This window comes from Spirillospora sp. NPDC048823, from assembly GCF_043198445.1.
Lineage (GTDB): Bacteria > Actinomycetota > Actinomycetes > Streptosporangiales > Streptosporangiaceae > Spirillospora.
In genome coordinates this window covers 356,287-376,614 of record NZ_JBICUT010000003.1, presented here as the reverse complement: position 1 = coordinate 376,614, position 20,328 = coordinate 356,287, and the positions used below count along the sequence as shown (strand labels likewise).

The following is a 20,328-nucleotide window of genomic DNA, read 5'->3' as shown; positions in this document are numbered from 1 at the left end:
CTTGCGGGGAGGCCCATGCGGCCGCAAGTCCCGCTCACGAAGCCCGTACGCTGGGGGACGTGAGCGAGCTGAACGCCGAGGACGCGAAGATCATCACCCTGGCAAGGTCGGCCAGGGCCCGCACGAACGCCGCCGAGGGCGCCGCCGTCCGCGACGAGACGGGCCGCACCTACTCCGCCACGAGCGTGGACCTGCCGTCCCTGAAACTCTCCGCCCTCCAGGTCGCCGTGGCGACGGCCGTCTCCAGTGGCGCCGAAGACCTGGAGGCCGCCGCCGTCGTCACCGCCGACACCCCCGCCCCGCCCGGCGTCACCGCCGTCCGGGACCTCGGCCCCAAAGCCCCCATCCTGGTCGCCGCCCCCGACGGCACCCTCCGGACGACCCTCTGATCAGCGGGTCCGGTCGGAACCCTCGGCATCAGCCGCGTCCGTCGCGGTCACGCCCAGGCGCCTCACCAGGACGGTCCCCACGCGGTTGCGGCGGCCGGCGATGGTCTCGGCCTTGAGGGACAGGACGGGGCCGCCCTCGTGGCCGTCGGCGGGGCCGGAGCCGACCTCCGCGGTGGAGCCCTCGATGGGGACGCGGCCCAGGGCGTGGGCGAGGAGGCCGCCGACGGTCTCGACCTCCTCGACGTCCATCTCCACGTCGAACAGCTCGGCGAGGTCCTCGACGGGGAGGCGGGCGGTGACGCGGGCGGCGCCGTCCGGGAGCCAGGTGACCGGCGGGGTCTCCCGGTCGTACTCGTCGGTGATCTCCCCGACGATCTCCTCCAGGATGTCCTCGATGGTGACCAGGCCCGCGGTGCCGCCGTACTCGTCGATGACGACCGCGAGGTGGATCCGCCGGGCCTGCATCTCGCGCAGCAGTTCGTCGATCGGCTTGCTGTCGGGCACGTAGGTGGCGGAACGCATGACCGAGTCGACCGTCTCGACGGACTCGCCCTCGCGGTGCTCCTGGCTGCGGCGGGCGACGTCCTTGAGGTAGGCGATGCCGACGACGTCGTCCTCGTTCTCGCCGACGACCGGAATGCGGGAGAAGCCGCTGCGCAGCGCAAGCGTCATCGCCTGCCGCAGCGTCTTGCCGCGCTCGATGAACACGATGTCGGTGCGCGGCACCATCACCTCGCGGACGAGGGTGTCGCCCAGCTCGAACACCGAATGGATCATCTCCCGCTCGACCGGCTCGATCAGGCTGCGCTGCTCGGCCAGGTCGACCAGGTCGCGCAGCTCCGCCTCGGACGCGAACGGGCCCTCCCGGAACCCCTTGCCGGGCGTGAGGGCGTTGCCGAGCGCGATCAGTAGCCGCGGCAGCGGCCCGAACACCCGCGTCACCGGATGGATCACCGCGGCGCCGGCCAGCGCGATCCGGTCGGCGTGCTGGATGCCGAGCGTGCGGGGCCCGACGCCGATCACCACATAGCTGATCACGATCATGATGGCGGCGGCGGTGACGTAGGCGCGCCACGTCTCGTCCAGCCAGGAGATGCACAGGTCCGCGACGATCACGGTCGCGACCAGCTCGCAGGCGATGCGGAGCAGCAGCACCATGTTGACGTAGCGGGCCGGGTCGGCGACCACCTCGGCCAGCCGCCGCGAGCCGCGCCGCCCGTCGCGGACCAGCTCCTCGACGGTGACGCGCGACACCCGCGCGAGCGCCGCCTCGGTACTGGCCAGCAGGCCCGCCATGAAGACCAGGCCCGCCGCCAGGGCGGACAGCCAGGCCTGCGCGGTGTTCACCTCAGCCGCCGCGTTTCTCCCGCCAGGAGGTCAGGAGCTCGGCCTGCAGGCCGAACATCTCCCGGTGCTCCTCCGGCTCGGCGTGGTCGTAGCCGAGAAGGTGCAGGATGCCGTGCGCGCACAGCAGCTCCAGCTCGTCCCCGGTGCCGTGCCCGGCCTCCCGCGCCTGCCGCTCGGCCACCGCGGGGCACAGCACGACGTCGCCGAGCAGGCCGGGATCGGTCTCGCCGTCCTCGTCGGCGCCGCCCGACATGTGGCCGGGGCGCAGCTCGTCCATGGGGAACGACAGCACGTCCGTCGGGCCCGGCTCGTCCATCCACTTCTCGTGCAACTCGGCCATCGCGGCCTCATCGACCAGCAGGACCGACAGTTCCGCCAGCGGGTGCACGCGCATGCCGTCGAGGACGTGCCGGGACAGACCGGCGATGGCCCGCTCGTCGACGGGGACGCCCGACTCGTTCAGCACCTCGATGCTCACTGCCGCCCCCGCTTGCGGGACCCGCCGCGGCCCGCCGCGCCCGGCTGGAACTCCGGAACCTGCTTCTCGGCGTGCCGGTTGTAGGCGTCGACGATGTCGGTGACCAGCTTGTGCCGGACGACGTCGCGGCTGTCGAGGCGGCAGAAGTGGATGTCCTCGACGCCGTCGAGGATGTCCTGGACGACGCGCAGCCCGCTCAGGTGCCCGGACGGCAGGTCGACCTGGGTGACGTCCCCGGTCACCACGACCTTCGACCCGAACCCGAGCCGGGTGAGGAACATCTTCATCTGCTCGGGCGAGGTGTTCTGCGCCTCGTCCAGAATGATGAACGAGTCGTTCAGGGTGCGGCCCCTCATGTACGCCAGGGGGGCCACCTCGATGGTGCCCGCCGCCATCAGGCGGGGGATCGAGTCGGGGTCGACCATGTCGTGCAGCGCGTCGTACAGCGGCCGCAGGTACGGGTCGATCTTCTCGTAGAGCGTGCCGGGCAGGAACCCGAGCCGCTCCCCCGCCTCCACGGCGGGGCGCGTCAGGATGATCCGGTTGACCTTCTTGTCCTGCAGCGCGCGGACGGCCTTCGCCATCGCCAGGTACGTCTTGCCGGTGCCGGCGGGGCCGATGCCGAACACGATCGTGTGCCTGTCGATCGCGTCGACGTAGCGCCGCTGGTTCAGCGTCTTGGGGCGGATCGTCCGGCCCCGGCTGGACAGCACGTCCAGCGTCAGGACCTCGGCGGGGCGCGCGTCGCTCTCGCCGCGCAGCATCGCCAGGCTGCGCTCGACGGCGTCGGGGGTGAGCTGCGTGCCGCCCTTCAGCAGCTCGAGCATCTCGGTGAAGAGCCGGGAGACCAGGCCGGTCTCGCCCTCCTGGCCCGTCACGGTGATCTCGTTGCCGCGGACGTGGATGTCGATGCCGTCGCCGAACGCCTGCTCTATCGCGTGGAGCAGCTCGTCCCGGGAGCCCAGCAGGCTCACCATCGAATGGTCGTCCGGCACCACGATCTTGATCTGGGAGTGCGAGCCCGTCCGGTCGTCGCGCCCCGTGCGAGTCGACCCCGTGTGAGTTGATTCGACCATCAGCCGGCCTTGCGGCCTCTCCGACCTGCCTTCTGTCTGCTCCGGGTGTCCAGATGTACGGGTTCCATCGTACTGGCCGCCCCCGGCAGGACGCGGATGGTTTTCGCCGGGGGTGCCGGGCGCCCGGTGCGGCCCGGGGGAACGGTCAGCCGGGCGGCCAGTTGAGGCCACGGCCGCCGAGCACGTGCGCGTGCACGTGGAACACGGTCTGCCCGGCCTGCGCGCCGGTGTTGAACACGACCCGGTAGCCGGCCTCGGCGATGCCCTCGTCCACCGCGACCTGGTGGGCCTCGCGCACCAGTTCGGCGAGCAGCCCGGCGTCCGCGGCGGCGAGTTCGCCGACGGTCGGGTGGTGCGCCCTCGGGATCACCAGCACATGCGTGGGCGCCTGAGGGTTGATGTCGCGGAACGCCACCGCACCCGCCGACTCCCGGACGATCTTGGCCGGCACGTCCCCGGAAACGATCTTGCAGAACAGGCAGTCGGTCATCCCTCTCCCCTCGGCGGCGGCCCGCGACCGCCCCGGAATCCTATCGGGACCAGATGCGTGCATGGCCTGCCGCGTCCGGTGCTCGATAGGGTTTTCGCCGATCGACCTTCCATTCCGGTCGGCATTCCGACCGCCTACTGGTTAGGGTTGTCAGCTCAGGGCGTACCCCCCGGTTCGCAAGGCATTGCGACGCGCCCGGACCGGGCCGGGCACGCCCGATCCACGTCGTTCCGAAGACGACCGTACGAATGAGCGGCCGGGGGACGGCAAAGGCGGCGGATAGGTGACCGAGGCAAACCAGGACATGCCCTTTCGTAAACCGAACGACGAGGGCACGCGTCCAACTGACGTGACCGAGACCCTCGTGGCCAGGGGCACGGCGGGGGCGGTGGCCGTCGCCTGGGATGCCGACCAGGCGGTGACCGCGCTCTACAGCGCCAACTACCGCTCGCTGGTAAGACTCGCCGCCATGCTCGTCCGGGACGCGGGAACGGCCGAAGAGGTCGTCCAGGACGCGTTCGTCGCGATGCACGGCGGGTGGCGCCGGCTGCGCGACCCGGACAAGGCCCTGTCGTACCTGCGCCAGTCGGTGGTCAACCGGTCGCGATCGGTGCTCCGGCACCGCGCCGTCGTCGAGAAGTACGCCCCGAAGGGCCTGCCCGACGCGCCGAGCGCGGAGGCCGGGGCCATCGGAGAACTGGAACGCTCGGCGGTCATCGACGCGCTGTCCCGGCTTCCCGCACGCCAGCGGGAGGCACTCGTCCTCCGTTACTACGCCGATCTGTCCGAAGCGGAGATCGCCAACGCGATGGGCATCTCCCGCGGGGCCGTGAAGAGCCACACGGCGCGCGGAATGACCTCGCTACGCAACGTCCTGGAGCAGTTCTCATGACCACCGACCCCCACGACGAGCACGGGGAGATCCTCCGCCGTGCCCTGAACGCGGAGGCGGACTCGGTCAACCCCGCAGGCGACGGCCTGGAACGCATCCGGGCCCGCATAGCCGACGGCTCCGGCCGGCGGTTCGGTCTCGGACGATTCGCCCCCGCGCGCTTCGGGTTCGACCGGTTCACCGTCAACTGGGCGCGTCCCGTCCTCGCCGTGGCCGCCGCCGTGGCGGTCGCCGGGCTCGGCGTGACCGCGCCGCAGACCATCGACCTCATCCAGCAGTCGGTCGGCAGCAACGGGCCCTCCGGCGAGGGGAAGAACAACACCTCCGGCGACCACGCCGGCGCCCAGGGCAACCCGCAGTTCCCCGGCCCGGCGTCGCCGGGCGGCACCGCGACCGACGCCCCGAGCTCCTCGCAGACCCCCACGTCGGCCGCCTCGCCGGGGCTGTCGGCCTGCAGCATCCCCCGGCCGCCCACCCCCCCGACGGTCACCGCGTCGCCCGGTGCGGAGCCCGCCGCCACCCCCTCGGTCACGCCGTGCCCGGACTCGACCCCGTCGCAGCAGCCGACCACGACGCCGTCGCCGCCGACGTCCACCTCGCCCGAACCGGACAAGCCCTCCGACGCGCCGACGTCGCCGTCGACGAGCGAACCGGCCAAGAGCACCGATCAGGGCGCCGGGGCAGCGGCCGGCGCCCCCTGACCCCGCGGGTCGTCCTACCAGCGGCCGGTGGCCGCCAGCAGCACGGCGGCGGCCGCGACTCCGGCCGTCGACGTGCGCAGCACGGTCGGGCCGAGGCGGACCGGGCGCCCGCCGGCCGCGGCGAACCGCTCCAGTTCCTCCTCGGTGATGCCGCCTTCGGGCCCCACCACCAGGACGATCTCGCCCTCCGCGGGCGGTTCCACGGCGCTGAGCCGCGCACCGGCGTCCTCGTGCAGGACGACGGCCAGGGACGCCGCGGCGATCCGCGCGGCGACGTCACCGGTGGACGCGAGCCCGGCGACCTCGGGCAGCCGGCTGCGCCTGGCCTGCTTGCCCGCCTCGCGGGCGGCGCCGCGCCAGCGTCCGAGGGCCTTCTCCCGGCGTTCGGGGCGCCACTGCGTGACGCAGCGGGCCGCCGACCACGGGACGATCTCGTCGACCCCGGCCTCGGTCATCGTCTCGACCGCCAGTTCGCCCCGGTCGCCCTTCGGAAGCGCCTGGACGGCCACGATGCGGGGCGACGGCGGCGGCTGCCGGTGCCGGGCCAGCACGTCCAGCATGAGGGACGCGCGGTCCGCGGCGGTGACGACGCATTCGGCCAGCAGCCCTTCGCCGTCGGTCAGGTCGACGCGCTCACCGGGCCGCAGCCGCCGCACGGCGGCGGCGTGCCGCCCCTCGGGGCCGTCCAGGACGACGCTGCCCCGCTCCAGCGCGTCCGTCCCGGCAAGAAAGACCGGCGGGCTCACGCGCGCACTCCGTGAGGGGCTTCGCTCATCTGTGCTCCCCTGACCCGCCATGCTCCGGATCGCCGCGGCGGCCCTCGTCGTAGGCCGCCGCCACTGCTCTTCAGTGCTGGTTGAAGACGTCCTTGAGCCGCGAGAACATGCCGCGCTGCCCCGGCGCGAACTTGCCGGGCGGACGCTCCTCGCCGCGCAGCACCGCGAGCTGCCGCAGCAGCTCCTCCTGCTCCTCGTCGAGCCGGTTCGGCGTCTCCACGTTCACGTGGATCATCAGGTCGCCGCGGCCGCTCTCGTTCAGGTGCCGCACACCCCGGTTGTAGAGCGTGATGACCTGCCCCGACTGCGTGCCGGGCTTGATGTCGACGCTCTCGGCGGCGTCCAGGGTCTCGATGGTGACGCTGGTGCCGAGCGCAGCCGCCGTCATCGGGATCTCGACCGTGCAGTGCAGGTCGTCGCCCTCCCGCTCGAAGATCGGGTGCGGCTTCTCCACGATCTCCAGGAACAGGTCGCCGGGCGGGCCGCCGCCGGGACCGACCTCGCCCTCGCCGGCGAGCTGGATGTGGATGCCGTTCTCCACACCGGCCGGGATCTTGACCTTGACGGTTCGCCGGGTGCGGACCCGTCCGTCGCCCGAGCACTCCGTGCACGGGTTGCGGATCACCGAGCCGAACCCGCCGCACGCCGGGCACGGCCGGGCCGTCATGACCTGGCCGAGGAACGAGCGCTGCACCTGCTGCACCTCGCCGCGCCCGTGGCACGTCTCACACGTGTCCGGGTGGGTGCCGGGCGCGCAGCCCGACCCCTCGCAGGCCGTGCAGGCGACCGCGGTGTCGATGGACAGCTCGCGGGTCGTGCCGAACGCCGTCTCGCTCAGGTCGAGCTCCACCCGCAGCGTCGCGTTGCGGCCGCGCCGCGCCCGCGACCTCGGGCCCCGGGAGGCCGCCGTGCCGAAGAAGGCGTCCATGATGTCGCTGAACGGGAACCCGGCGCCGCCGAATCCCCCGGCGCCGCCCGCGGACGCGGACGCGAACGGGTCCGCGCCGAGGTCGTACATCTCGCGCTTCTTCGGGTCGGAGAGCACCTCGTACGCCTGGGTGATCTCTTTGAACCTGTCCTGGGTCTCCGGATCCGGGTTGACGTCCGGGTGGAGTTCCCGTGCGAGCCGGCGGTAGGCCTTCTTGACCTCGTCGGCGCTGGCGTCCCGCCGGACGCCCAGGGTCGCGTAGTAGTCGTTGGCCACTTACGACCCCGCCAGGATCTGTCCCACGTAGCGTGCCACTGCCCGTACCGCTCCCATCGTGCTGGGGTAATCCATGCGTGTAGGCCCGAGCACACCCAGCCGGGCCAGTGTGAGGTCGCCCACGCCGTAGTCGGCGGCGACGACCGAAGTCGATCGGAGCCCCAGGTCGGGGTTCTCGGTGCCGATCCGCACCGTAACTGTAGAGGAATCGCCGGTCTCGCCGAGCAGCCGCATCAGGATGACCTGCTCCTCGAGCGCGACGAGAACCTCCCGCAGGCTGGGCGAGAAGTCCACGGCGGCGAGGTTGGCCGCACCGGCGAAGACGATCTTCTCTTCATGCTTTTCGACGAGCGTCTCCAGGAGCACCGACAGCACCGCCGCCGCGAGCGGCCGGTCCGCCTGGACCACCTTCTCGGGCAGGTCCGCCACCGCGGTCGGGACGTCGCCGAGGCCGAGCCCGTCCAGGCACGTGTTGAGCAACGCCCGCAGGTGCCCGATCGATTCCTCGGAGACGGTGCCGCTGGTCTCGATGACCCGCTGCTCCACCCGCCCGGTGTTCGTGATCAGGACGAGCAGCAGCCGGCCCTCGGCGACGGGCACCAGTTCGACGTGCCGCACCGACGAGCGGGTCAGCGACGGGTACTGCACGACGGCGACCTGCCGGGTGAGCTGCGCGAGCAGCCGCACCGTCCGGCCGACGACGTCGTCGAGGTCGTAGGCGCCGGACAGGAACGTCTCGATCGCGCGGCGCTCGGCGACCGACAGCGGCTTGATCGTGGACAGCCGGTCGACGAACAGCCGGTAGCCCTTGTCGGTGGGGACGCGCCCGGCGCTGGTGTGCGGCTGGGCGATGTACCCCTGCTCCTCCAGCACCGCCATGTCGTTGCGGATGGTGGCGGAGGACACGCCGAGGTTGTGCCGGTCCACGAGCGCCTTGGACCCCACCGGCTCATTGGTGGAGACATAGTCCTCGACTATGGCGCGCAGGACCGCGAGTTTCCGGTCGTCCAGCACCGTGTCACCTCCTTCGTCCCCGTCCATGGGCCCCCGATCGTCCGCCCCCGCGTTGCTGGCACTCATAACTCCCGAGTGCCAAGTGTACGACCCGCGGGGGCGCTCTGGAGTGCCCGAGCACACCCCCCGTACGGCTGCGCGATCCTACCCGTATCGGACGGCGCCGCCACGCCGAGGGACGAGGGACGACGGCGCGCGGGCGTCCGACCGGGTTAATGTGCGGACCCGTGCGGAGTAAGAAATATGGAAACGACGTGCTGGCAGGCGACTGGCGCAGGCCCCTCAAGGGCCGGATCCCCGAGGTCCCGGCGGAGCCCGGCCTGGTCGCCGAGGACCCCGGCAGCGGCTTCTGCGGCGCCGTCGTCGGCTGCGACAAGTTCGGCGTCACCCTCGAAGACCGGTTCGGCAAGCGGCGCGTGTTCCCGCTGGAGAAGTCGGGCTTCCTCATCGACGGCGAACCCGTGACGCTCGTGCGGCCCGAGGCCGCGCCCAGGGGGCCCGCGCGTTCCGCGTCCGGCTCGATCGCCGTCGGGGGCCTGCGGGCCCAGGTGGCGCAGGAGAGCCGCATCTACGTGGAGGGCGTCCACGACGCCGAGCTGGTCGAGAAGATCTGGGGGCACGACCTGCGGGTCGAGGGCGTCGTCGTGGAGTACCTCGAAGGCGTGGACGACCTGCCCGCCATCGTCGAGGAGTTCGGCCCGGACGAGGAGCGCCGCCTCGGGGTCCTCGTCGACCATCTCGTGGAGGGCTCCAAGGAATCCCGGATCGCCGCCCGGATCTCCTCCCCGCACGTCCTGGTCACCGGACATCCGTTCATCGACATCTGGGAGGCGGTCAAGCCCGCGTCCGTCGGCATCCGGGCCTGGCCGCGCATCCCCCGCGGCATCCCCTGGAAGGACGGCGTCGTCGCCGAACTCGGCTGGGGTGACGACACGGGCGCGGCCTGGAAGCGGATCCTGGGCTCGGTCAGCAGCTACACGGACCTGGAACCCGCCCTGCTGGGCCGCGTCGAGGAACTCATCGACTTCGTCACGGCCCCCTGAATCAGGTCAGATCGCGGACGACCGCGTCCGCCAGAAGGCGTCCGCGCAGGGTGAGCACCACGCGGCCCTCCTCGTACGGCGCGGCTTCGACCAGCCCGTCGCCGATGGCCCGCCGGACGGCCCCGCCGTCCAGCAGCCCGGCGGGGCAGCCCTGGGCGAGCCGCAGTTCGAGCATGATCCGCTCGATGCGCCGGTCGTCCCCGCCCAGGACCTCCCTGGCGTGCGCCGGGGTGGTCCCCTCCGCGAGACGTGCGGCGTACGCGGCGGGATGCTTGACGTTCCACCACCGGGTTCCGCCGACGTGGCTGTGCGCGCCGGGTCCGACGCCCCACCAGTCCGCGCCCGTCCAATAGAGCATGTTGTGCCGGCAGGCGGCGCCGGGGTCGGCGGCCCAGTTGGAGATCTCGTACCAGTGCAGGCCGTGCGCGCCCAGCATCTCGTCGGCGATCAGGTAGCGGTCGGCCATGGCGTCGTCGTCGGGCGCGGTCAGCTCTCCCCGCCTCACCTGCGCCGCCAGCCGTGTGCCCTCCTCGACGATGAGCGCGTACGCCGACACGTGGTCGGGTTCCGCGGCCAGGGCCGCCTCCAGCGAGGCTCTCCAGTCGTCGTGGGTCTCCCCCGGCGTCCCGTAGATGAGGTCGAGATTGACGTGCTCGAACCCCGCCTTACGCGTCCACTCCACGACCTGCGGGACGCGCCCCGGCGTATGGCTGCGTTCCAGAACGGCCAGCACGTGCTCGCGCGCGCTCTGCATGCCGTAGGAGATCCGGGTGAACCCGACGTCCCGCAGCCGGGCCACATACGCCTCGTCCACGGATTCGGGATTCGCCTCCGTGGTGACCTCCGCGCCCGGCGCAAGCCCGAACTCGGCGTCGATCACTTCCAGGACGCGCCCCAGATCGTCCGCCGGCAGCAAGGTCGGTGTACCACCGCCCACGAACACCGTCTCAACGGGCAGATCCACGTCGCCCAGCACCCGCCGGGCCATGCGAACCTCACCGATGGCGGTGTCGGCGTAGGAATCGCGGCCGGCGCCCGGCCCGAGCTCCGTCGCCGTGTACGTGTTGAAGTCGCAGTAACCGCACCGCGTCACGCAGAACGGCACGTGCACATAGAACGCGAACGGCCGCGTCCCCAACCCCTCCAGGGCACCACCGGGCAACGCCCCGTCGGCGGGCACGGGATCACCATCGGGCAGTGTGGAAGGCACCCTCCCAGTCTGCCCGGCCCAACCCCCTGCTCAGTCCGCCGAGTCCTCGCGGAGCCTGTCACGGAGCCAGTCGGGGATGTGCTCCTCGCTGCGGGGAAACCGGTCCAGGTCCAGGGCGTAGGCGGACGAGGTGAGGGGCGGGTTGAAGTCGGGTTCGCCGTCGTAGTCGAACTCGGCGCTGAAATGGCCCGAACGTTCGATCTGCAGCCGCGCGGTGAACCAGGCGCCCTTGCCGCGCCGGTACATGACGCGGCGGAGCTCGTCCATCTTCCCCACGGCCTGCCCCGGGGGCATCGCCTGGCGGCGCTCGCCGTCCGGCCCCTCGACCTCGAACGAGGCGCTGTCGATGCCGACCGTCGCGCGGAACTCGAAATCGAGCCGCTCCCAGCCCGACGGGGCGGCGGACCGCAGCGCGCGGACGGCGCCGTTCACCGTCTCCCGCTCCTTCGGGGAACGCAGAACCTGCTCGGGGTGGGTCACGCTACCTCCGGGAGGTCGTCAGGTCGGTTGATCGGCACGGTACCCGTCCGACCGTACAGACATCTGCGCCCAGGCAAAGCAACCCCCGCCGTGTCGCACGACCGCGGCCACGGGAGCCGCCCGGTGCGGCGGCGCCGGTCACCGGCCGCGACGACACGGGCGACCGCCCCGCCGCACGGCGGCCCCGGGTCTCGCGATCACGTCCGAAGGCGGTTTCGGGCATGCGAGAATCTGATCGCGCAGCGAGCCGCCAGGCGAGTTCGGAGCGATGCTGGCGATCGCACGCATTGCCCGACGGTGGAGGGCCGCCAGGCCCGAAGGAGGAGGGCGATGCAATGAAAGCAGCACCTGCGCGGGTGGTGCTTTGCGGTGAACCGGACGGGTGGCACTACGTGGTCGCCGACGCATCCGGGACTGAGCGGCGTTCGGAGTTCGCCGGGGCGGGCACGCGCTGGCAGACGGGCACGGGGTCCGGGCCGGAGCCGGCGTGGTGGCGGCGGAGGCTCTCGGAGACGGCCGAGGGGCTGCGGGAGGTGGTCGCGGAGCGGCTGACCGACGCGACCTTCCGTGCTCTGGGCGTCGAGACGGTCATCACCTGGTTCGCGGTGGACGAGCCCGTCACCTGGGAGGGGCTCGTCACGCTGCGGGAGGCGGATCCGGCGCGCTTCCCCGGCCAGGTGGCACCCTTCATGATCACGCTGGAGCCGGGGCGCGGTGCGCTGCTGCCGGACGCGAGCCTGCTGTTCTCCACACAGGCCCCGGACGCCTGGACGACCCTCGCCGCGGTCGCCGAGCGCTGCGGCACCCGTCCGCCGAAGTCGTCGTTCCTGTGCGGGTGGGCGGGACATCGCAGCGTACGGGTCGGGCGCGGGATGCTGGCGCTGTCCACCGGCCGGGACGAGGACGGCGTGGAGCGGCTCGCGGAGATCTGCGCGACGCGGCCGTCCGGCTGGAGCGGCAACCCGGAGATGCGTCTGCGGTTCGACGGCGTCGACCTGTTCGACGAGCCCGCCGAGGACGTGGTCGCGCTGCTGGGCGAGCTCGGGCACGAGGTCGTGCGGCGCGGCCGGACGGCCCGGCTGGCCGCGTCGGGTCTCACTCTCTACGAGCCCGATGCGCCTGGGACCGCCGCGGAGCGGTTCACCGGCGTGTCCCTGCGGCCCCCGGCGGCGCTCGCGCCGCTGGGGAGGCCCCTGCGGACGCGGGCCTGACGCAAACGAACCCGACATCCACGGGCGACCGGGGCGTCACCGGATCGCGACCCGCCCGGTCTAGATTCGCCGATCATGAGAAGCCGTGCGCGTCATGCCGTGCTCGCCTTGACCGGCGCCGCCCTCGCCGGCGCTCCCCTCACCGCCGCCGTCTCCCCCGCCGCCGCCGCACAGCCGGGCACGATCACGGTCGAGCGCGGTGGTCCCGCCCGGTCGGTGACGTTCACCGCGGACCGGGACGGGGAGGCCGTGATCTCCTTCGCCGCGTCCGCGCCGGGTGTCTCCTGGGCCCGCGAGGGCGCCGAGTCCGCCGTCGTGTCGATCGCGGTGGACGGACGCCATGTGACCGACGCCGTCGTCCCGTCGTCCGAACCGGTGGCCCGGAGCTTCGGTCTCGGGCACGTCCGGGAAGGTGCGCATGAGGTGACGCTGCGGTTCGCCGAGGGCAGCGCCCCGGCCGCCCGCCGCGTGACCCTCGGGGGCACCCGCGTCCGGACGCCCGCCAAGGACGCGGCGGTCCTGCGCCACGCGCCGATCGTCGTCGGGCGGACCGGATGGCCGTTCGGCGACCCGTACCAGAACGCCACCACCGACACCCCGCTGACCGCCTGGCATGAGACGCGGCCCGCCGGCACTCCCGGGCACCGGGTCATCGAGTACTCGATGGTGTGGAGCAACGAGGACGGCGGCACCGACACGCCCGCGCTGATGGCCCGCTGGGGCCGCACGACCGACATCGAGTGGGTGTACCGGGTCGAGGTGGACGCGTCCGGGCGGCGCGTGGACGGCACCGCGGTCTACCAGGCGCCGCTGCATCTGACGTTCCAGTTCACCGGTCGCTTCGAGGGCGATCATCCGGTGCTGCAGACGTGCACGCAGAACAACAACATGTGCGACGTCGTCTCGCCTGACCCGCCGCTGCGCTTCCTGCTCGACGCCTCCAGAACCCGTCCGGAGGGGCGCGCCCGCGAGGCCGTCATGGACCGCGAGCCGTGGACGTACCGTGTCGCCGCCCAGGAGATGGTGCGCGAGGGGAAGATCGAGAACCCGTCCGATCCGGCGACGCGGGAGGTCGGCGACCAGCGCGCGTACCTGTTCGCCGAGTTCGCCAAGTCGACCGGGGCGGCGACCGCGTGGGGTTCGGTGCCGGGTGTGGCGCTCGGCGTCCGGCTCAAGTCGGATCCGTCGGCGCTCTACCGCTCCGACCACGATCAGCCCACCTGGTCGGTCGACCGGGACGGCGCCGTCGCCACCACCGTCGAACTGCCGGAGGGGACGACGGTGTCCGACATCGCGGTCATCGAGGCGCTCCGCCGTCCGACGGGGTTCGGCGACAACAGCGCACCGGCCACGGTCACGTCGATCAACCGGGGCTTCTTCCTGGACGAGTCGTATCTCCCGCGGCCGTCGTCCATCGAGTGGCGCGGGTCGGTGACCCTCACCCCGGAGAAGCCGTCGGCCGTCCTCTGGCGTCCCGGACTCGCCTGACTCCGGCCCGGTGGCGCGAAACGGCCACGGGCCGGGGGAAAGCGGGAACCCGCGCGAACTCCTGGCGCGTCCTAAGAGTCATACACTTCGCCAATAGGTCGCATAGCGAACGCGCAGAGCGAACTTAGGAGAGGACTTCCGCCATGGCCTACGGGCCTCCCCCGTCGCCCGGCCAGGGGCAGCCGCAGCAGCAGGCCCCGTGGCAGCAGCCCGGAAACGTCTGGCAGCAGCAGCCCCAGCAGCAGCCACCGCCTCCGCAGGCCGGTCAGGCCTGGCAGCAGCAGCCTCCGCAGGGCGGGGGCACCGCCCAGATGCCCGGTCACTTCGGCCCCGTCTCCGACGACGAGAGGACGTGGTCGCTGATGGCGTACGTGGGCCAGTTCCTCATCGGCGCCATCGCACCGGCCATCGTCTACGTCGGCAAGGCGCGCTCGCCGTTCGTCCGCCGGCACGCCGCGCAGGGCCTCAACATGGGTCTCGCGGCCATCGCCGTGTGGATCGTCGGCGGGCTGCTGTCACTGGCCGTCGACCTGCTCATCTGGCTGCCGATGGGTTTCACGGCCGCCGTGATGTTCTTCCTCGTCTACGCGGGAAGGGCCGCCAACCGCGGCGAGTTCCGGCGGGTGCCGCCCGTGGTCGCCTGGCCCCTCCTGAAGAAATAGGGCCCGTGCCGAGTGGCCCGGCATGAAGCCGGGCTGCTCACAAGCCTGAAGCGGGGCTACTTGCGGCCCTTGTCCGCGGGCTCGCCGCCGCCGGTGGACAGGGCGGCGACGAAGGCCTCCTGCGGGACGTCCACCCGCCCGATGGTCTTCATCCGCTTCTTGCCCTCCTTCTGCCTCTCCAGCAGCTTCCGCTTGCGGGAGATGTCGCCGCCGTAGCACTTGGCGAGGACGTCCTTGCGGATGGCGCGGATGTTCTCACGGGCGATGATCCGGGCGCCGACCGCCGCCTGGATGGGCACCTCGTACTGCTGCCGCGGGATGAGCTCCTTGAGCTTGGACGTCATCATCAGCCCGTACTCGCGCGACTTGTCCTTGTGGACGATCTGGCTGAACGCGTCCACCGACTCGCCCTGCAGCAGGATGTCGACCTTCACCAGGTCGGACTCCTGCTCACCGCTGGGCTCGTAGTCCAGCGAGGCGTACCCGCGGGTCCGCGACTTCAACTGGTCGAAGAAGTCGAAGATGATCTCGGCGAGCGGCAGCGTGTAGCGGATCTCGACGCGGTCCTCCGACAGGTAGTCCATGCCGAGCAGCACCCCGCGGCGGCCCTGGCACAACTCCATGATCGCGCCGATGTGCTCGGACGGGGACAGCAGCGTCGCCCGCACCACCGGCTCGTACACCGTGCCGATCTTGCCCTCGGGGAACTCGCTGGGGTTGGTGACGGTGTGCTCAGTCCCGTCCTCCATGATCACGCGGTACACGACGTTCGGCGCGGTCGAGATCAGCGACAGGCCGAACTCGCGCTCCAGCCGCTCCCGGACGATCTCCATGTGCAGCAGCCCCAGGAACCCGCAGCGGAACCCGAACCCGAGCGCCGCCGACGTCTCCGGCTCGTAGACCAGCGCGGCGTCGTTCAGCCGCAGCTTGTCGAGCGCGTCGCGGAGCTCCGGATACTGGTCGCCGTCCAGCGGGTACAGGCCGGAGAACACCATCGGCTTCGGGTCCCGGTAGCCGCCGAGCGCCTCGGGCGCCTGCCGCGACGCACCGGTCACGGTGTCGCCCACGCGCGCCTGCCGGACGTCCTTCACCCCGGTGATCAGGTAGCCGACCTCGCCGACGCCGAGGCCCTGCACCGGCTTCGGCTCCGGCGCGATCACGCCGACCTCCAGGGTCTCGTGCGCGGCCCCGGTCGACATCATCAGGCTCTTCTCGCGCCGCGACAGCCGCCCGTCGATGATCCGGATGTAGGTCACCACACCGCGGTAGGTGTCGTACACCGAGTCGAAGATCAGCGCGCGGGCCGGGCCGTCGGGGTCGCCGACCGGCGCCGGCACCTCGTCGACGATCTTGTCGAGCAGTTCGCGGACGCCCTCGCCGGTCTTGCCCGACACGCGCAGCACGTCCGACGGCTCGCAGCCGATGATCCCGGCCAGTTCCTCGGCGTACTTGTCCGGCTGCGCCGCCGGCAGGTCGATCTTGTTGAGGACCGGGATCAGGTGCAGGTCCGCCTCGAGCGCCAGATACAGGTTGGCCAGCGTCTGCGCCTCGATGCCCTGCGCGGCGTCCACCAGCAGGACCGCGCCCTCGCACGCCGCGAGCGACCGCGACACCTCGTAGGAGAAGTCGACGTGCCCCGGGGTGTCGATCAGGTTGAGCACGTGGTCGACGCCGCCGGACGTCCAGGGCAGCCGGACGGCCTGGCTCTTGATCGTGATGCCGCGCTCGCGCTCGATGTCCATGCGGTCGAGGTACTGCGCGCGCATCTGGCGCCCCTCGACCACGCCGGTCAGCTGCAGCATCCTGTCCGCGAGAGTCGACTTGCCATGGTCGATGTGCGCGATGATGCAGAAGTTGCGGATGATCGCGGGGTCGGTCTTGTCAGGATCAGGCGCTGCCACCGGGGTCCGTTCACAAAAACTCAGCTGATGGGCAAGGACATGTGTGCCTCCCATGGTCCCATGTCCTCCGCGATGCTCAGTGCACGGCCCGGTTTGGGGCGGGCCCCGGTGATTGGTAGGCTGTGCGACTGCGTGTGGCGTAGCGTCGTGCCCCGGGGGGTACCGTCCGCCCCCGTTCAGACCTTTCGTCAGAGCCTGCCGACCCGCGCAGGCGAGGATCGCGACCAAGCTGAGGCACTACCGACGTGGCTAACATCAAGTCCCAGATCAAGCGCAACAAGCAGAACGAGAAGGCCCGGCTGCGCAACAAGGCCGTCAAGTCCGAGCTGAAGACGGCGATCCGCAAGTTCCGCGAGGCCGCCGACGCCGGCGACCTCGAGGTCGCCGTCGCCGCGCAGCAGCACGCCGCGCGCAAGCTGGACAAGGCCGTCAGCAAGGGCGTCATCCACAAGAACCAGGCCGCCAACCGCAAGTCGGCGATCGCCAAGCGCGCCGCCGCGCTGCAGGCGAAGTAACGCCCGCACGCACCGGGGCCGGCCATGGCGCGCCGGCCCCGACGCATGTCCATGGACGAGCGGCGCGCGGTGAAGATCTCCAAGTATCTCGCCAGGCATCTGCGGCACCGCCCGGAGCGGATCGGCCTCACCCTCGATCCCGGAGGCTGGGCCGACGTCACCGAACTGCTGGCCGCCGCCGCCCGCCACGGTTTCCCGCTGACCCGCGCCGAACTCGAACACGTCGTCGCGGTCAACGACAAGAAGCGCTACGTCCTCGACGGGAACCGGATCCGGGCCGCCCAGGGACACTCGGTCCAGGTCGACCTGGACCTGCCTCCGGCGTCCCCGCCGGACCTGCTCTACCACGGCACCGTGAAACGCTCCGTGGAATCGATCCTGCGCGACGGACTCCTGCCCATGGGGCGGCACGCCGTCCACCTGTCCCCCGACCGTGAGACGGCCCGGCGCGTCGGTACCCGCCGCGGCGAACCCGTCGTCCTGGTCGTCCAGGCCGGGCGGATGGCCGCCGACGGGCACGATTTCCGCGTCAGCGCGAACGGCGTGTGGCTGGTCGGCCTCGTCCCGCCGGAATATCTGCGCGAATGACCTCGGCCGCGGCCCAGTCCGGGATGTGCCGCACCCACTCGGGCCCCTCCTGCGGCCCGAACAGATACCGGTAGGGGACGATCTCCCGGATGGCCCGGTGCACGTCCAGCCGGTCATCGATCATGTGAGTGATCCCGAGGCCGGCGCAGTGCCCCGCCTTCTCCGCCCGCTTCCGGCAGAACCGGACGTTCTCCCTGGGCAGGCCCGTCCGCGCGTAGAAGTCGTGGTGGTCGAGCCACGCCAGCGTGCGCTTGCGCACCCGGTCGCCGCACTTGGAGATGATCCAGGCCTGTCCGCCGAATTCTTCGATCAGGCCCGGCAGCACCTCGTACACGCCCTCGTTCGCGGGTGAGGCGAGTGCTTCCTCGAAACTCCCGCCGAGGAACACGGTGTCGGAGCCGCCGGGGGCCAGCGGCCCCCCGTGTATGACCCGGCCGAAATCGACGCCGAGCCGAGGTTCGATGTTCATGCACCAACCTTCGAACCCCAGCACTTAAAGCAGAACTATTAATAGCCCATCCAGTTATAGTCACTGATTATGAATCTGAGCCGCCTCTCCACGGACGCGCTCGCCTCGTTCGCCGTCTTCGCCGACCACCTCAACTTCACCCGGGCCGCCGAAGACCTCCACATCTCCCAGCCCGCCCTCCACGTCAAGGTGCGCAAACTCACCGAAACCCTCGGCCACCCCCTCTACACCAGACACGGGCGCAGCCTCACGCTCACCCCCGCCGGCGAGCGGGTCGCCCGCTTCGCCCGCGACCTCGACGCCCGCGTGACCGCGTTCCTCGCCGACGTCCACGGCACCGCACCCGCCCGCGTCCCGGCCCTCGCCGCCGGCGAGGGCGCCTACCTCTACCTGCTCGGCGACGTCGTCGACCCCGGGATGCGGCTGATCAACGGCGACCGGGCCCGCACCCTCACCGCCGTCCGCACCGGCCGCGCCGACCTCGGCGTCGCGGTCCTGGACGTCCTGCCCACCGACGTGGAGGCCGTCCTCGTCGCCACCTACCCGCAGGTCCTGGTCATGCCGGACGACCACCCCCTGGCCGGCAAGGCGAACCTCACCCTCGCCGACCTCGCGGGCGCCGCCCTGGTCGTCCCCCCGCCCACGGGCCCCCACCGCATCACCCTCGAACGCGCCCTGCGCGCCGCCGATGTCCCGTGGTCACTCGCGGTCGAGGCCGAAGGCTGGCCGCTGCTCCTGCACTTCGTGTCGCTCCGCGTGGGCCTCGCGGTCGTGAACGGCTGTGTCGTTCCACCGCCCGGGCTGGTCACACGCGAGATCATCGACCTGCCCGCCGTCCCCTACTACGCCCTCCACCTCCCCGCCCGCGCCGATGACCCCCTCGTCACCGGCCTGCTGTCCGCGGTCCGCGCCGCGCTGAGGAGAGAACCATGCACTTCGAAACCGCCGTCGACATCGACGCCACACCCGAAACCGTCTGGAGCCTCCTGAAGGACGTCGAACGCTGGCCCGGCATGACGGCCTCCATCGACCGCGTCGAACTCCTCGACGAACCCCTCACACTCTCCGGCCGGGCCCGCGTCCACCAGCCCAGACTCCCCGCCGCCATCTGGACGGTCACCGGGTTCGAGGAGAACAAGACCTTCACCTGGGAGTCCCGCTCCCCCGGCGTCACCACCGTCGCCGCCCACGAGATCGTCCCCCAGCCCGACGGCACGGTGACCGTCCGCCTGACCCTCGACCAGAAAGGCCCCTTGGCCCCCGTCTTCTCGCTCCTCACGGGCCGCCTGGTCCGCCGCTACGTGACCATGGAGGCCGACGGCCTGAAGGCCAAAGCCGAAGAGCACTGACTCGGTCCACCCGATCGGGCGGCGGCCAGCCGCGGGCGGCCGGCCGGTCAGCCGCGGGCGGCGACGATCTCGGCGACGGTCTTCTCGAGTGCGTACGCGGGGTCGGCGGCGCCGCCCTTGACCTGTTCGTCGGCCTCGGCGACCGCCGCGATGGCCCGCGCGACTCCGTCCCCCGACCAGGCGCGCAGCTGCCTCTGCACCCGCTCGATCTTCCACGGCGCCATGCCGAGTTCCTTCGCCAGGGCCGCACCGCGCGCACCCCGGGGCGCGCCGCCGACCTTCGCCAGCCCCCGGACGCCCTGGGCGAGCGCGCTGACGATCAGCACGGGCGGCACGCCCGTCGCGAGGGCCCACCTGAGCTGCTCCAGCGCCTCGGCGAGCTGCCCCTCGACGGCCTTGTCCGCCACGGTGAACCCGCTCACCTCGGCGCGGCCCCGGTAGTACCGCGCCACCGCGGCATCGTCGACCTTGCCTCCGGTGTCGGCGACGAGCTGGCTGCAGGCCGCCGCCAGCTCACGCAGGTCGTTCCCGACCGCGTCGACCAGACCCCGGGCCCCGTCCGGCGAGATCTTCCCGCCGGCCCGGCGTATCTCGGCCCGGACGAAGTCGACCCGCTCCCCCACCTTGGTGACCTTCGGGCACGAGATCTTGCGCGCCTTGAGCTTGGCCAGCCCGTCCACCAGCGCCTTCCCCTTGGCCCCGCCGTGGTGGACGGCGATGAGCACCACTTCGTCCGCGGGCGTCCTGGCGTAGGCGAGCACCTCGGCCGTCAGGTCCTTCCCGAGATCCTGCGCCGCCCGCAGCACGAGCACCTTCCCGCCCCCGAACAGCGACGGCGACGTCAGCTCGGCGATCCGCCCGGGCTCCAGCCCGCCCGGTCCGAGGTCGATCACCTCGGCCTCCGGGTCGCTCGCCCGCACGGAGGCGACGACCTCACCGACCGCCCGATCCACGAGCAGCTCTTCGTCACCGACGACCAGGATGATGGGCTCAACCGACACCCCAGAAGCATGTCATGCCCGGCCCCGGCCCGCCTCGCCCGAGG

23 protein-coding genes are annotated in these 20,328 nt (G+C 71.8%); 11 read left to right on the top strand and 12 right to left on the bottom strand.

Going from position 1 to position 20,328, the window contains the following annotated elements; translation table 11 throughout:
- Window positions 1–59 precede the first annotated feature (59 nt).
- Entirely contained in the window at window positions 60–389 is a 330-nt protein-coding gene (locus tag ACGFK0_RS09260) for a cytidine deaminase (RefSeq protein ID WP_392902150.1), read from the top strand.
- Here the strand turns inward: ACGFK0_RS09260 and ACGFK0_RS09255 are convergent, their stop codons facing one another.
- The 4 genes from ACGFK0_RS09255 to ACGFK0_RS09240 all read right to left on the bottom strand — a co-directional run bounded on the left by ACGFK0_RS09255 (window position 390) and on the right by ACGFK0_RS09240 (window position 3,780).
- Window positions 390–1,736, bottom strand: coding sequence for a hemolysin family protein (locus ACGFK0_RS09255; RefSeq protein WP_392902148.1), 1,347 nt, complete (start codon window positions 1,734–1,736; stop codon window positions 390–392).
- A 1-nt stretch (window position 1,737) separates the two neighbouring features.
- Window positions 1,738–2,214, bottom strand: coding sequence for an rRNA maturation RNase YbeY (gene ybeY, locus ACGFK0_RS09250; protein WP_392902146.1), 477 nt, complete (start codon window positions 2,212–2,214; stop codon window positions 1,738–1,740).
- Window positions 2,211–3,290, bottom strand: a complete 1,080-nt coding sequence (locus ACGFK0_RS09245; protein WP_392902144.1) for a PhoH family protein — start codon at window positions 3,288–3,290, stop codon at window positions 2,211–2,213. The genes ybeY and ACGFK0_RS09245 overlap by 4 nt, the downstream gene beginning before the upstream one ends.
- A gap of 145 nt (window positions 3,291–3,435) precedes the next feature.
- Complete coding sequence (locus ACGFK0_RS09240) at window positions 3,436–3,780, bottom strand: histidine triad nucleotide-binding protein (protein ID WP_392902142.1); 345 nt, start codon at window positions 3,778–3,780, stop codon at window positions 3,436–3,438.
- A 304-nt stretch (window positions 3,781–4,084) separates the two neighbouring features.
- Between ACGFK0_RS09240 and ACGFK0_RS09235 the strand changes: the two genes are divergently transcribed.
- Both ACGFK0_RS09235 and ACGFK0_RS09230 read left to right on the top strand, forming a co-directional pair.
- The gene (locus tag ACGFK0_RS09235) at window positions 4,085–4,672 is read left to right on the top strand and encodes a SigE family RNA polymerase sigma factor (RefSeq protein WP_392902874.1); all 588 of its coding nucleotides are present in this window, start codon (window positions 4,085–4,087) and stop codon (window positions 4,670–4,672) included.
- Window positions 4,669–5,373 carry a hypothetical protein gene (locus ACGFK0_RS09230; RefSeq protein WP_392902140.1) on the top strand — a complete coding sequence of 235 codons (705 nt, stop codon included), beginning with the start codon at window positions 4,669–4,671 and terminating at the stop codon, window positions 5,371–5,373. The genes ACGFK0_RS09235 and ACGFK0_RS09230 overlap by 4 nt, the downstream gene beginning before the upstream one ends.
- 14 nt (window positions 5,374–5,387) lie before the next feature.
- Here ACGFK0_RS09230 and ACGFK0_RS09225 read toward each other — a convergent pair whose 3' ends face one another.
- The 3 genes from ACGFK0_RS09225 to hrcA form a co-directional block, all read right to left on the bottom strand.
- A complete protein-coding gene (locus ACGFK0_RS09225) occupies window positions 5,388–6,119 on the bottom strand; it encodes a 16S rRNA (uracil(1498)-N(3))-methyltransferase (protein ID WP_392902138.1) in 732 nt (243 codons plus the stop codon).
- Window positions 6,120–6,219: 100 nt separating this feature from the next.
- Window positions 6,220–7,353, bottom strand: a complete 1,134-nt coding sequence (gene dnaJ, locus ACGFK0_RS09220; RefSeq protein ID WP_392902136.1) for a molecular chaperone DnaJ — start codon at window positions 7,351–7,353, stop codon at window positions 6,220–6,222.
- Window positions 7,354–8,367 carry a heat-inducible transcriptional repressor HrcA gene (gene hrcA / locus ACGFK0_RS09215; RefSeq protein WP_392902871.1) on the bottom strand — a complete coding sequence of 338 codons (1,014 nt, stop codon included), beginning with the start codon at window positions 8,365–8,367 and terminating at the stop codon, window positions 7,354–7,356. It lies immediately after the preceding gene.
- A 227-nt stretch (window positions 8,368–8,594) separates the two neighbouring features.
- On the opposite strand from hrcA, the gene ACGFK0_RS09210 reads away from it, so the two are divergent.
- Window positions 8,595–9,410 carry a DUF3097 domain-containing protein gene (locus ACGFK0_RS09210; protein WP_392902134.1) on the top strand — a complete coding sequence of 272 codons (816 nt, stop codon included), beginning with the start codon at window positions 8,595–8,597 and terminating at the stop codon, window positions 9,408–9,410.
- Between the two features lies 1 nt (window position 9,411).
- Here the strand turns inward: ACGFK0_RS09210 and hemW are convergent, their stop codons facing one another.
- Together hemW and ACGFK0_RS09200 are read right to left on the bottom strand one after the other, a co-directional pair.
- Window positions 9,412–10,620, bottom strand: a complete 1,209-nt coding sequence (hemW, locus tag ACGFK0_RS09205; RefSeq protein WP_392902132.1) for a radical SAM family heme chaperone HemW — start codon at window positions 10,618–10,620, stop codon at window positions 9,412–9,414.
- 30 nt (window positions 10,621–10,650) lie between these two features.
- A complete protein-coding gene (locus ACGFK0_RS09200; protein ID WP_392902130.1) occupies window positions 10,651–11,100 on the bottom strand; it encodes a hypothetical protein in 450 nt (149 codons plus the stop codon).
- 335 nt (window positions 11,101–11,435) lie between these two features.
- Here ACGFK0_RS09200 and ACGFK0_RS09195 point away from each other — a divergent pair, with 335 nt between their 5' ends.
- The 3 genes from ACGFK0_RS09195 to ACGFK0_RS09185 all read left to right on the top strand — a co-directional run bounded on the left by ACGFK0_RS09195 (window position 11,436) and on the right by ACGFK0_RS09185 (window position 14,461).
- On the top strand, window positions 11,436–12,311 hold the full coding sequence (locus ACGFK0_RS09195; protein ID WP_392902129.1) for a hypothetical protein: 876 nt from the start codon (window positions 11,436–11,438) through the stop codon (window positions 12,309–12,311).
- Window positions 12,312–12,386: 75 nt separating this feature from the next.
- The gene (locus ACGFK0_RS09190) at window positions 12,387–13,799 is read left to right on the top strand and encodes a hypothetical protein (protein WP_392902127.1); all 1,413 of its coding nucleotides are present in this window, start codon (window positions 12,387–12,389) and stop codon (window positions 13,797–13,799) included.
- A 143-nt stretch (window positions 13,800–13,942) separates the two neighbouring features.
- The gene (locus tag ACGFK0_RS09185) at window positions 13,943–14,461 is read left to right on the top strand and encodes a DUF4870 domain-containing protein (RefSeq protein ID WP_392902125.1); all 519 of its coding nucleotides are present in this window, start codon (window positions 13,943–13,945) and stop codon (window positions 14,459–14,461) included.
- Between the two features lie 56 nt (window positions 14,462–14,517).
- Here ACGFK0_RS09185 and lepA read toward each other — a convergent pair whose 3' ends face one another.
- On the bottom strand, window positions 14,518–16,362 hold the full coding sequence (gene lepA / locus ACGFK0_RS09180) for a translation elongation factor 4 (RefSeq protein WP_392902123.1): 1,845 nt from the start codon (window positions 16,360–16,362) through the stop codon (window positions 14,518–14,520).
- 245 nt (window positions 16,363–16,607) lie between these two features.
- Here lepA and rpsT point away from each other — a divergent pair, with 245 nt between their 5' ends.
- Entirely contained in the window at window positions 16,608–16,877 is a 270-nt protein-coding gene (gene rpsT, locus ACGFK0_RS09175) for a 30S ribosomal protein S20 (protein WP_392902121.1), read from the top strand.
- 51 nt (window positions 16,878–16,928) lie between these two features.
- Window positions 16,929–17,465, top strand: a complete 537-nt coding sequence (locus ACGFK0_RS09170; protein ID WP_392902868.1) for an RNA 2'-phosphotransferase — start codon at window positions 16,929–16,931, stop codon at window positions 17,463–17,465.
- Here ACGFK0_RS09170 and ACGFK0_RS09165 read toward each other — a convergent pair.
- Window positions 17,407–17,934: a hypothetical protein gene (locus tag ACGFK0_RS09165; RefSeq protein WP_392902119.1), complete on the bottom strand. Its 528-nt coding sequence runs from the start codon at window positions 17,932–17,934 to the stop codon at window positions 17,407–17,409. The genes ACGFK0_RS09170 and ACGFK0_RS09165 overlap by 59 nt on opposite strands.
- 69 nt (window positions 17,935–18,003) lie before the next feature.
- On the opposite strand from ACGFK0_RS09165, the gene ACGFK0_RS09160 reads away from it, so the two are divergent.
- Entirely contained in the window at window positions 18,004–18,924 is a 921-nt protein-coding gene (locus ACGFK0_RS09160; protein WP_392902117.1) for a LysR family transcriptional regulator, read from the top strand.
- On the top strand, window positions 18,864–19,283 hold the full coding sequence (locus tag ACGFK0_RS09155) for an SRPBCC family protein (protein WP_392902115.1): 420 nt from the start codon (window positions 18,864–18,866) through the stop codon (window positions 19,281–19,283). Before ACGFK0_RS09160 ends, ACGFK0_RS09155 begins: the two co-directional genes overlap by 61 nt.
- A 47-nt stretch (window positions 19,284–19,330) precedes the next feature.
- On the opposite strand, the gene holA is transcribed toward ACGFK0_RS09155, so the two are convergent.
- Entirely contained in the window at window positions 19,331–20,284 is a 954-nt protein-coding gene (gene holA / locus ACGFK0_RS09150; protein ID WP_392902113.1) for a DNA polymerase III subunit delta, read from the bottom strand.
- Window positions 20,285–20,328: the final 44 nt, after the last annotated feature.

Coding starts and splice junctions, on each gene's coding strand:
- ACGFK0_RS09245 (WP_392902144.1), bottom strand. CDS start 3,290: ATGGTCGAATCAACTCACACGGGGTCGACTCGCACGGGGCGCGACGAC.
- ACGFK0_RS09240 (WP_392902142.1), bottom strand. CDS start 3,780: ATGACCGACTGCCTGTTCTGCAAGATCGTTTCCGGGGACGTGCCGGCC.
- ACGFK0_RS09235 (WP_392902874.1), top strand. CDS start 4,085: ATGCCCTTTCGTAAACCGAACGACGAGGGCACGCGTCCAACTGACGTG.
- ACGFK0_RS09230 (WP_392902140.1), top strand. CDS start 4,669: ATGACCACCGACCCCCACGACGAGCACGGGGAGATCCTCCGCCGTGCC.
- ACGFK0_RS09195 (WP_392902129.1), top strand. CDS start 11,436: ATGAAAGCAGCACCTGCGCGGGTGGTGCTTTGCGGTGAACCGGACGGG.
- ACGFK0_RS09190 (WP_392902127.1), top strand. CDS start 12,387: ATGAGAAGCCGTGCGCGTCATGCCGTGCTCGCCTTGACCGGCGCCGCC.
- ACGFK0_RS09185 (WP_392902125.1), top strand. CDS start 13,943: ATGGCCTACGGGCCTCCCCCGTCGCCCGGCCAGGGGCAGCCGCAGCAG.
- ACGFK0_RS09170 (WP_392902868.1), top strand. CDS start 16,929: ATGGACGAGCGGCGCGCGGTGAAGATCTCCAAGTATCTCGCCAGGCAT.
- ACGFK0_RS09165 (WP_392902119.1), bottom strand. CDS start 17,934: ATGAACATCGAACCTCGGCTCGGCGTCGATTTCGGCCGGGTCATACAC.
- ACGFK0_RS09160 (WP_392902117.1), top strand. CDS start 18,004: ATGAATCTGAGCCGCCTCTCCACGGACGCGCTCGCCTCGTTCGCCGTC.
- ACGFK0_RS09155 (WP_392902115.1), top strand. CDS start 18,864: ATGCACTTCGAAACCGCCGTCGACATCGACGCCACACCCGAAACCGTC.